Origin of the sequence: Proteus sp. fly-1008 (assembly GCF_040140305.1) — a bacterium.
Classification (GTDB): domain Bacteria; phylum Pseudomonadota; class Gammaproteobacteria; order Enterobacterales; family Enterobacteriaceae; genus Proteus; species Proteus vulgaris_B.
On record NZ_JBEEWH010000013.1, the window covers coordinates 24,539 to 35,702 of the forward strand.

Below are 11,164 nucleotides of genomic sequence, written 5' to 3' on the forward strand. Positions count from 1 at the left end.
CATATAGCGATAGTTCATTTGTCCATAGCGTACTTTATTAGCGGCGTTTTGCTATCGATACACTAAAAATACCCCAATGATCAATTTGTTGATCGAGCTTTTCAAAACCCGCTTCATCCACTAATGCATCCATTTCACCTTGACTGCGACAACGCATGATCCACGGTTGACCATCTTGGTGGCTAGGTAATACACGGGCAATCATTTCAAGTTGAGGGTGCCAAGGTTGGCAGGTGTAAATCAGTAACCCTCCACTTGGGATCGCTTGTGATAACCCTTTTAAAGATGCTTTTAGTAGATGATTTTCAGGAAATAATTCATAAAGCCCGCTTACTATCCCTAACGTTGGTGAAGGTAATACAGTACTCAAGCTTTCGGTATCAAAAGCGTTACCTTCTTCAAAACGTACTTTGTCTTCTAAATGGCGTTCTTTAATGGCAATTCGGCCCTGTTCAACATTAATCGGGCTATAGTCACGCATTAAAATTGAATCAACCTTACCATAGTCATTAACCGCATCAAAAAGATAGCGACCTTGCCCCGCAGCAATATCCATAATATGTACTGGCATATTATTTTGTGTTAATTGGCGAATAGCATATCGAATTGTATTTTCAAGATTAATTTTACGTTGGCGAATACCTTGCCAACCAATACTATTCAAATATTGTTTATCAACGATACGACCAAATAAGCCTTTTCCTTGTGGTTGATTGCGATAGACATAATCAAGTGTCGATCCAGAATCAAAACCTTTATCGTAACCGAGTGCTACACCTTCAGATGCTTTACCTAACGTGCTCATCGAACGACTGAGTACTTTGTAATAGAGTCTTTTGGGGCAAAATTTGGGAAGTGGTGTCTGTAATGCACGATAAACATCAGCACTATGGCTCCATATATCTTCATTTTGATAATCATGTTGATAAAGTGGTTGTGCAAACAACGTTTCAATAAAGTGACGCATTTTATTGATAGGAATTGCTCTGTCTTTCTCGCCCAAGGTGTCGTGGTAAAAACCGGGTAAAACATGCTTTTCTTTAATAGAGGTATTTAAACGCTCATAGAAAAGATGCTGGGGTTTTGCGTGAACAACATGATCATTACCCGAAATAAATAATTGTGTTGGTAAGGTAATAGCATTTGCATCTTCAACCACGCGATCGGCCGTTTTATAAAGTTCTAATAAAATATTAACGGCAATAGGACGAGTGATTAGCGAGTCTTGATTAAAAGAGTCGATACGGCTTTGATCATGGGTTAAATATTTAGCTTTTACATAGGAATTGACATAAAAAAGTCCGCGAATTTTTTGCATCAAGGCAAGGCCTGTGCGTGCAAAAGGAACATATAATTTTACTTTAAATGCAGGGGAAGCTAATACCATACCGCGAATTTTTGGCGCGTAATCATGTACCCAACCTGAAACTAAAACAGCGCCTACACTTTGGCCAACAACAAGAATGTTCGCCATCGGAATATTATAGTTAGATGCAACATAGCGGACGAACTCATCGATATCTTTTATTGATGTTCCCATTGAGGGGCTATAACCGCGAGCACCTTCATTCTTACCATGCCCTCGAGCATCCCAAGCAAACATTGAGAAATCAGGAAGATCTAATTCATCAACTAGATGAGAAACTCGGCCTGAGTGTTCGTGACCCCGATGAAATAAAATAATTGCTTTGGGCTCAGTGGTAATTTGAGCTGGCCAATGGCGATAATACAAAGGTGTTTTATCGCTGGTGGTAAATTCAGACTCAATCATACTCCTTTGAGTTTGATATTGCGGTTGTTGATTCATAACGATGTATCCTTATCTTTATCTGTCATCGTTGCTTCTTTTAGTGCGCGATGAATTCGGTGATAACAAGTCAACAAAAGTAATAAATTAATAATAATAAAAAGATAATGCGTGTTTTCTGATGATGTCAGTGAGGGGAATAATCCGATAAAAAAGGCAATAGTACCGAAAATAAAGGCTCTATCACTTTTTCCCATTGGGCCATCATAACGACGAGTAGCATCAATTGTTTGGGCAAGAACCCCTAAGAACTCAGTCATTATCATTAAAAAAAGTGCCAGCATGATCCACCAGTAGGCTTGTGGAAAAATAAGGACAAAAGGGAGATAAAGCGCAATATCAGAAATAACATCACTGGCTTCATTTAATATCGCGCCAAGCGCACTTTTTTGATTATGTTCTCGTGCCAGCATGCCATCGATAGCATTAAGCGCCATACGAAAAAAGAGGACAATAGGGAGTAATAAAAATAAATGAGGATAAGGATAAAGCGAAAGTAATCCACCAACGACAATGGATAATAGTAAGGCTGAAAGCGTGACCTGATTTGCAGTGATCCCTTTTGCGAATAATCGTTCTACATAAGGGCGCAATAGAGATTGAAATTTGGGTTTTAGGTCATAAATTGTCATGACGCATCCTTGTGTTCAAAAGTGCGTATGTTACCTCATAATATAATTTTATTATTAGCTGATTTTTATCTCGTTGAATATCTTTATTTCAATGGTTTAATTTATTTACGATTTAAATATAAAACTAATACCTAAAATTTACTTGAGTTAATAATTATTTAGCTTTCAAAATAAAGAGAAAGTTAGAGATGCAAAATTGTAATTATCAGACTGTTCCGTGTCTGTTTTATTCTTTTTTTCAAAAATGATTAAATTTTCTTTAGTGATATATACGTAGTTACAATTAGAGAATGATATGAGTGGAATGAAAATAAGGGGTATTAAATACCCAATAATAACTAATGAAATTAGTTTAATTTATTGTAAATATTATTTTAGATAAGATTTAAATCTAACAAGAATGTATCAATAGTGTAGTTATCTGTATTGAGTGATAAGTGCAAAAAAACTAGATAATGATAATTATTATCATTATCATAATTGGCGCTGTTAGTTACAGCTCTCATTATCTATCAAACTTATAACCATACGAAAGATACTACTATTATGATCCATTTCTTAGCAAAAAATGATGTTTATCGTCAGGGAATTGGGATATTTTCATTTTCATCATCAGCGATTGCATTATTATTGACTTCACTCACTTCGTTAAATAGCCATGCTGCTGAAAGTGTTAAACCAGAAATAACGGTATCCACAAAATCAGAGAGCCCTGCGCAACCCAAATCGCGTGAAAAAATTATTATTGAACCTATCTACGTATCAGGTGAACTCAATTCGAGTGTTGATGCAGGAAGTACGGTTTTGACATTAAAAGACATCGACCGAATTCAGCCTAATAATATTGCAGAGCTGGTGGATAAATTACCGGGAATTTCATCATCTGGATCACCAAGACCTGGCGGTCAAACATTAAATATCTGGGGGATGGGTAATCCTGAAGATATTAAAATCACACTTGATGGTACACCCAAAACCTTTGAAAAATATCGCCAAGGTTCAATTTTTATTGATCCCGAATTAATACGTCGTCTTGATGTCGATAAAGGCCCTCATAATATTACTCAAGGTAATGGTGGATTTGGTGGCTCGGTAAGAATTGAAACTAAAGATCCTGATGACTTATTATTACCCGATCAGAATATTGGGATGTTTTTAAAATATGGTCACCATACGAATGATAGACAAAATCGTTATAGTGGTGCGGTATACGGTAAATTACTTGATGGGCAAGCAGACGGGTTATTCTATTTTAACCGCCGTGAAAGTGATGATTTGCGACGTCCTGATGGAACTAAATTTGGCTATTCACAATCCGATCAAGATTCTTTTTTAATCAAAACCAATATCTATCTAACTGAAGCGCAAACATTAACGTTATCAGCATCACGATCAGAAAGTGATGGCTGGACACCTTGGGCTGCCAAACGTGATGAATTAGCTAAGCCTAGTCAAGCTGACGTAGATAAGTATGGCTTTGATGCTGCGATGAAACGCAAATTAGTTTATCGTGACCAAAAAGATGATACCTTCAGTGTGAAATGGAATATTCAGCCGGTTGATTCCGATTTAATCAATTTAACGCTGACTTACGGTTATTCAAAAACCAAACAAAACGATAGTCGTCCAGAGACAGCTAGCTCCTATTTTAGTAGCAGTATGGGAAATCAGAGTTGGGTAGATTATCGAAATCATCAAATTGAAATTAAAAATGAAAGCACTGTTATGCAAGGTGCTTTAGAGCATAAGGTATTAGTGGGAACACGTTGGCATCGTAATGATCGCGATGTCTTAATGTTTACACGCGATAAAGCTAAAAATCCAAATTATAACTATGGATATTATGCACCCCCTTATATGCCAGAAGGTACGCAAACGACAACCAGTTTCTATCTTCAAGACTCGATGAGTTATAGAAATCTGACGATAACACCGGGTGTTCGTTACGATATTGTTAAAAATCAAGGTAAGGGAAGCCGAGCTATTACCTATCAAGATCCTGATCCTTATTATGGTCATGATTATTCGGATGTGACTTATAGCGGGGCAACACCTCATTTAGGTTTATTATGGAAAATGAACAAGAATTTCAGATTCTTTGGTGATTTAACCTATACATGGCGAGCACCATTGATTGATGAGCAATATGAAGTACAAGGAAGTATTTCTAGTTTAACAGGCACGAGCCGCCATCTAGATAAAGAAACGGTAAGAGCGGCACGAATTGGCGCAATTGCAGACTTTGAAAGTGTTATTCAACAAGAAGATCAACTACAGTTAAGAACAACACTGTTTGATACTCGTGGTAAAGACGAAATCTTCCGTCGTCGAGGTGTTTATTGTGAAAGCCAAAAGGTGGATGGACATAATGGAAATTGTCCACCATCAATCGGTAACTACCGTAATTTACCTGGCTATCATATACAAGGGCTGGAAATTGAAGCCTTTTATGATAGCCCTAATGTATTCGGTCGTTTAGCGTATTCCACAATGAAAGGAAAACGTGACCAATCACCGCGTGATCCGTGGTTTGGTCAAAAAACATGGATTGCGGAGATCCAGCCTGACGCTTTACATGTCACCCTCGGTGTAAAAGTACCAAGTATTAATGTCAATATGGGATGGACGGGTGATTTTATTGGTGCTCAACGCCGTTCACCAATGGATGCCGATCCTGATGCTACCTATTGGTCATTACCAAAAAGTAAAGGCTATGCAATCCACGGTTTATTTGCGAATTGGGAACCTTCTTTTATAGATAATACTGAGGTTCGTTTTACTGTCGCAAATTTATTTAACCGTGATTACTACCCTTATTTAGGTGAATCAGTTTCAGGTGTAGGGCGTGATTATCGATTTACTGTGGTAAAACGTTTCTAATATTACTGAAAATAAAAAATGCGGTTTTTGGTCGCTTAAACAAATAAACCCCATAGATATTATGGGGTTTATTGTCATTAAGAGTTCAATACTCAATATATTGAATTAATAACCGTATGATGCAGAAGTTGCGATCATTGCCATCATGGTGGTGAAGAAGAAAATAAAGAAAAGAACTGCCATAATGATGCTAATAATAAAGTAAATAAATCCGGCTCTATTCCATGTTTCTTGCACTTTCATAAAGGTTTCAACAGAATCGTAATCACCATTTTTCCAAGCCCATTCATTTCCTTTAATACCACAGACAAAGAGCCAAACAAGATTAAGTAAAGGAACAAGTACTAATAATGGAAGATAGGATTTATTACCAAAACCCCAAATAATATTAAACATGAAAGCACCCCAGTTCCAACGTTTAATTTCTTCAGGTACTGGTTTGTTAGTGTAAGACACAGTTTATTCCTTATTTAAAAATAATAAATATCAAAATGAGAATGCCAAAATGGCAACTGGAGAAAGGAATAATCATAATTGAACAAATGAGAGAATGAAAGACAGGGATATCTCTACCATTAATAAAAAGAATAATCTTAATAATAAAGTTGTATTAGGATCTCTTAATTTTTATATAAACTTATTTTTCTTAATTACATATAAATTTAGTTTTTTATAAACAAAAACAGGCACACAAGAGTGTGACCTGTTTTGTGATAATCTTAAATTAAGATTATTTATTGATTATTTTGCAGCTGCTTGAGCTTGTTCAATCCAACCATCAAAAGTTTTTTGATGGGCTTTGATCCACGCATTTGCATGACGTTCAATATCTGCTTGTGATTTTTGGCCATTATGCATACGTAAGTTTTGCGCATTGATATCGGCAACAGATACTTTCATGACTTCAAAGAGTTTTGCAGCCGCAGGATTTTCTTCAGCCCACTTTTTATTTGCTGCAATATGCATGGTACTTGGTGGGAAACCATAGTTTTTACCATTTGCTAATGTGGTGTCTGTTTTATCATCACCAGGTAAAGATGAAAATGGCACTTGTAACCAAACAACATCTTTACCCGGTTTTAACACATCACTTATCCAATATGGTGTCCATGTGTAATAAAAAATAGGTTTACCTTCTTTGTAGCGAGTAATGGTATCTGCCATCATAGCCGCGTAGTTACCTTGGTTATGTGTAACCGATTTTTCTAAATCATAGGCTTTTAAGTGATTATTGATAGCTTCTTCACATCCCCAGCCAGGGTTACAACCTGTTAAATCGGCTGTACCATCACCATTGGCATCAAAGAGTTTGGCGATTTTAGGATCTTTAAATTGCTCAATATTGGTGATGTTATATTTTTCAGCGGTTTTCTTATCGATTAAATAACCTTGAGCAGCATTAACCACATAATCACCTTTGCGATAAAAGGTGTTGTCGCCGCCCGCAGCTTCATATTGTGAGTTATGAAGTGGAACCCAACTTACTGCCATAAAAGTGGCATCACCGTTGGCGATAGAGGAATAAGCAACGTTGTAATCGACTTCTTTGATCGGTTGAACTGTGTAGCCTAATTGTTCGAGTGCTTTGTTGACGATTAAGGTTTGAAACGTTTCTTCCGAAATCGTACTTTGCACAGGTTGAACCGAAATCCCTTTTCCGGGTAAATCAGCAGCGGATAACTGGGTGCTTATCAGTGTGGCGGACAATACGGTTGCCCAGATAACTGGATTACGCATAGTTTTTCCTTCTGTTGTGATGGTAAGAGATAAATAACGACAGCGAACTGTCGCCTCTATTTCTTATATTGATTGAACGTGATGTTCTTTATAGATTTTTAATTAATGTTAAAAATAGTTATTACGATGCTTTTTTGCCAAATAGTCGGCAAATTAAACCAATAGGCCCTGTCATATACCAGCATCGGTTGCCTTTATGGCGGCTATTCTGACCTAATGATTGCGTTAATCGGTCAAGAATAATCGCGAGAATAACAATACCGGCACCCCCTACAGCAGCAAGTCCCATATCAAGGCGACCAATACCACGCAATACCATTTGACCTAACCCACCAACGGCTATCATTGACGCAATAACAACCATTGAAAGTGCTAACATCAAGGTTTGGTTTACACCAGCCATAATCGTTGGCATGGCGAGAGGTAATTGCACTTTAAATAACATTTGTCGTGGGTTTGCCCCAAACGATTGAGCTGCTTCAATTAAATCTTCAGGAACTTGTTTGATCCCTAAAATGGTTAGTCTCACAATAGGTGGCAAAGCAAAAATAATAGTGACTACAACACCTGGCACATTACCAATCCCAAATAGCATTACGATAGGCACTAAGTAAACAAATGCAGGGGTTGTCTGCATGGCATCTAGCAAAGGTCGTACAATTTTTGATGCTTTATCACTATTCGCAAGCCATATTCCTAAGGGAAGGCCGATAATCAAACAGAACAGTAAAGAGGTCAGCACTAACGCAAGCGTAACCATTGCTTCAGACCAAGCGCCAATCGCACCAATCAATATCAATGAAATAAACGAGGTGATGCCCATCACTTTGCCTGAAAGTTGCCATGCAATCAGTGAAAATAGAATAATGGCAACTGGTGCTGGCATTGAGGTTAAGAAGTTTTCAAAGCCACTTAACACAAAATCAACGGGGACACGAATACCTTGGAACACAGGACGAAAGTGCAACACTATCCAGTCAATTGCATCGGTAACCCACGAATCCAAAGGGATCAGTGTATTGTGAAAGGGATCCATAAGATTAAAAGTATCTGGCGTAACATCAGTAGGTGTTGCATCTAACCAATCACTTCCTGCGGATGATGTATCAATATTATCACTACCACTGCCAGCTCCCCATGGATCGGCATCTACCGATGAACTGTCAGCACTACTCCAAGGATCACTTTCTGTTGTACTGGTATCGGTTGTAGCCCAAGGATCATCATTTACGCTATGGGTTGTCTCTTGTGTAGTCTCGCTTGTTGCGGTTTCTTGGATCGTTGTATCCAAAACCGTATCTTGATTTTTTGTATTACTCATTTGGCGTCTCCTTATCCAGTGCTTGTAGTAACATTCCTTTAGAAATTAAACCTATATAACGGTTTTTTTCATCAATAACAGGAATAGCACAGGGAGATTGTGCAACAGTAGAAATCAGCTCATTTAATGGTGTATCACCATTAATAGCGCAAGGTTCGGATAAAATGGCTGATTCAATAGGTTGTTTATTTTTTAGAGCTTCTTCGAGAGAATTCACAGAAACAACACCGATAAACTTCCTACCACGTTCAATGAGATAACCAAAATTTCTATCTTCATCTTCAAGCACTTTTAATGCTGAGCGAGGACCGAAACCAGGAGCAACATGCAATAAGGTTTCAGGGCGACGTTTGGCTATATCTTTTGCACTAAATACATGACTAATATCAACTCCACGGAAGAATGTGCGTACATAATCATTAGCCGGATTATTTAGTATTTCATCAGGTGTGCCGATTTGAACGACAACCCCGCCTTGCATAATGGCAATGCGATCACCTATACGCATGGCTTCATCGAGGTCATGAGAAATAAACACAATAGTACGTTGTTTATCGCCTTGTAAGCTCAATAACTCATCTTGCATTTCAGTGCGAATTAATGGATCAAGTGCCGAAAAAGCCTCATCCATTAACAAGATATCGGGATCATTGGCAAGTGCGCGAGCAAGGCCAATACGTTGACGCATCCCACCAGAAAGCTCATCAGGCCATGATTTTGCATAACTACCAAGATTGACTTGCTCTAACGCATCCATCGCTTTTTTATAACGTTCGTCTTTGCTTAATCCCGCGAGATCCATTCCGAAAGCTGTGTTATCAAGCACATTCATATGTGGCATTAAGGCGAATGACTGAAACACCATACTGATTTTTTTACGTCGAACTTGCCGTAATTCTTTATCAGACATGGTGGCAATATTTTCACCATCAATAAGCACCTCTCCCTTTGTAGGAGAGATCAGACGATTGAGAAGGCGGACTAGGGTGGATTTACCTGAACCAGATAATCCCATGATGACAAATATTTCGCCTTCTTCAATTGCCAGATTTGCATTTTGAACACCTACGGTTAAACCTGTTTTATCAAAAATCTGATCTTTATTCATACCAGATTTTAATAATTCAAAGGCTCGTTTTGGGTGCTCGCCAAATACTTTATAGAGATTTTTTACTTCGAGTTTAATTGCCATGCAATATATTATTTCCTATTTAAATAATGAAAGGAATAAATTAAATTTAATTAAATCAGTATTGTTATTTTCCTAAATAAGATTTTTAGTAAGGGAATTACCCTACCACAATGATTGCATCTGACAACCCTATGTTAATTATAATTAACTAAAAAATAGGAGTGTTTTTCCTTTGTTTTTATAATGATTAATAATTAAATAAAGTGAAATAAATTTTTTTTATTAAAAGATAATGTTTCTTTTAACTTACTGAAATATAATTGTTTTTAAAGACATTGTTATTTTGATTAGGATATCAATAAAAAGGGGCATTAAATAACTGAATTGAGGAAAAAAGTAAGGAAAAAATAAATGAAAAAAAATCCCAATACATTAGTAAATGTAATGATTTTTGGCTTATTATCGGTTTGAATATTTTAAATAAGCTAAAACCATTCGTAAAAAATTGATTATTTGAATAAATCAAACGGTAAAAATCAACCAATTAGGTTGTTTGTTGAGCAAATAAAAGCACACTGAAAAATAATGGTTATTTTTCAGTGTGTTACGTTAAAATTAAAATATATAATTAATTTGAATGTATTTTGTTGCCTCTAATATATTTAATCGTGTTATTTTGTATTAAAAATCCCAATCATCATCTTCAGTATTAATGGTTTTTCCAATAACATAAGATGAACCAGAACCAGAAAAGAAATCGTGATTTTCATTAGCATCTGGTGATAATGATGAAAGGATTGCAGCACTAACATCTGTTATTTCATCAGGGAATAATGCTTCATAACCTAAATTCATTAATGCTTTATTTGCATTATAATGAAGGAATTTTTTTACATCCTCAGTCCAACCAACAGTATCATAAAGATCTTCAGTATATTTAACTTCATTGTCATATAAATCTAATAATAATGAGAATGCAAAATCTTTAATATCTTGCTTCTCTAATTCGGATTTATTTAATAACTGATTTTGAAATTTATAACCAATATAATAACCATGAACGGCTTCATCACGAATAATGAGCCTAATTAAATCGGCTGTATTGGTTAATTTTCCTCTGCTTGACCAATACATAGGTAAATAGAATCCAGAATAGAATAAAAAAGATTCTAAAAATACGCTGGCAATTTTTTTCTTTAAAGGATCACTGTCTTGATAATAGCGCAGGATAATATCTGCCTTTTTTTGCAGATAAGGGTTTTCCTCACTCCAACGATATGCCTCATCAACATCTGTTGTTAAGCAGAGTGTGGAAAATATTGAACTGTAAGAGCGAGCATGAACTGCTTCCATAAAACAGATATTGGATAATACAGCTTCTTCATGCGGTGTCAGTGCATCGGGCATCAATGTTGGCGCACCTACTGTATTTTGGATAGTGTCCAGTAACGTTAACCCAGTAAAAACACGAATAGTGAGCTGTTTTTCAGCTTGAGTTAATGTGTTCCATGAAGGAATGTCATTAGAGAGTGGAATTTTTTCAGGTAACCAAAAATTCATGGTTAAACGGTTCCAAACCTCTAAATCTTTTTCATCTTCAATACGATTCCAGTTAATCGCATTAACATGACTTAATAAAGGTGATGGCATGCTAT

The 11,164-nt window shown here is 36.5% G+C and carries 8 protein-coding genes; 1 reads left to right on the forward strand and 7 read right to left on the reverse strand.

Annotated features, from left to right (window positions below; genetic code table 11):
* Positions 1 to 37: 37 nt before the first annotated feature.
* Entirely contained in the window at positions 38 to 1,807 is a 1,770-nt protein-coding gene (locus ABN256_RS16865) for a bifunctional alpha/beta hydrolase/class I SAM-dependent methyltransferase (RefSeq protein WP_349439796.1), read from the reverse strand.
* Positions 1,804 to 2,439 carry a CDP-alcohol phosphatidyltransferase family protein gene (locus ABN256_RS16870; RefSeq protein WP_349439797.1) on the reverse strand — a complete coding sequence of 212 codons (636 nt, stop codon included), beginning with the start codon at positions 2,437 to 2,439 and terminating at the stop codon, positions 1,804 to 1,806. The genes ABN256_RS16865 and ABN256_RS16870 overlap by 4 nt, the downstream gene beginning before the upstream one ends.
* Before the next feature lie 546 nt (positions 2,440 to 2,985).
* On the opposite strand from ABN256_RS16870, the gene ABN256_RS16875 reads away from it, so the two are divergent.
* Entirely contained in the window at positions 2,986 to 5,319 is a 2,334-nt protein-coding gene (locus ABN256_RS16875) for a TonB-dependent hemoglobin/transferrin/lactoferrin family receptor (RefSeq protein ID WP_349439798.1), read from the forward strand.
* Between the two features lie 105 nt (positions 5,320 to 5,424).
* Here ABN256_RS16875 and ABN256_RS16880 read toward each other — a convergent pair whose 3' ends face one another.
* From ABN256_RS16880 to nrdF, 5 genes are all read right to left on the reverse strand, one after another.
* On the reverse strand, positions 5,425 to 5,775 hold the full coding sequence (locus tag ABN256_RS16880; protein ID WP_196553458.1) for a ribonuclease G: 351 nt from the start codon (positions 5,773 to 5,775) through the stop codon (positions 5,425 to 5,427).
* A gap of 285 nt (positions 5,776 to 6,060) precedes the next feature.
* Positions 6,061 to 7,056 carry a glycine betaine/L-proline ABC transporter substrate-binding protein ProX gene (gene proX / locus ABN256_RS16885; RefSeq protein ID WP_340895532.1) on the reverse strand — a complete coding sequence of 332 codons (996 nt, stop codon included), beginning with the start codon at positions 7,054 to 7,056 and terminating at the stop codon, positions 6,061 to 6,063.
* A gap of 121 nt (positions 7,057 to 7,177) precedes the next feature.
* Positions 7,178 to 8,377 carry a glycine betaine/L-proline ABC transporter permease ProW gene (gene proW, locus ABN256_RS16890; protein WP_115351359.1) on the reverse strand — a complete coding sequence of 400 codons (1,200 nt, stop codon included), beginning with the start codon at positions 8,375 to 8,377 and terminating at the stop codon, positions 7,178 to 7,180.
* Positions 8,370 to 9,569 carry a glycine betaine/L-proline ABC transporter ATP-binding protein ProV gene (gene proV / locus ABN256_RS16895; RefSeq protein ID WP_196553456.1) on the reverse strand — a complete coding sequence of 400 codons (1,200 nt, stop codon included), beginning with the start codon at positions 9,567 to 9,569 and terminating at the stop codon, positions 8,370 to 8,372. Before proV ends, proW begins: the two co-directional genes overlap by 8 nt.
* 621 nt (positions 9,570 to 10,190) lie before the next feature.
* Complete coding sequence (gene nrdF / locus ABN256_RS16900) at positions 10,191 to 11,159, reverse strand: class 1b ribonucleoside-diphosphate reductase subunit beta (RefSeq protein WP_072070258.1); 969 nt, start codon at positions 11,157 to 11,159, stop codon at positions 10,191 to 10,193.
* Between the last annotated feature and the right edge of the window lie 5 nt (positions 11,160 to 11,164).

Bases quoted from the DNA above. Each gene is read 5' to 3' on its own strand.
- ABN256_RS16865 (WP_349439796.1), bottom strand. From the start codon at position 1,807: ATGAATCAACAACCGCAATATCAAACTCAAAGGAGTATGATTGAGTCT.
- ABN256_RS16870 (WP_349439797.1), bottom strand. From the start codon at position 2,439: ATGACAATTTATGACCTAAAACCCAAATTTCAATCTCTATTGCGCCCT.
- ABN256_RS16875 (WP_349439798.1), top strand. From the start codon at position 2,986: ATGATCCATTTCTTAGCAAAAAATGATGTTTATCGTCAGGGAATTGGG.
- proX (WP_340895532.1), bottom strand. From the start codon at position 7,056: ATGCGTAATCCAGTTATCTGGGCAACCGTATTGTCCGCCACACTGATA.
- proW (WP_115351359.1), bottom strand. From the start codon at position 8,377: ATGAGTAATACAAAAAATCAAGATACGGTTTTGGATACAACGATCCAA.
- proV (WP_196553456.1), bottom strand. From the start codon at position 9,569: ATGGCAATTAAACTCGAAGTAAAAAATCTCTATAAAGTATTTGGCGAG.
- nrdF (WP_072070258.1), bottom strand. From the start codon at position 11,159: ATGCCATCACCTTTATTAAGTCATGTTAATGCGATTAACTGGAATCGT.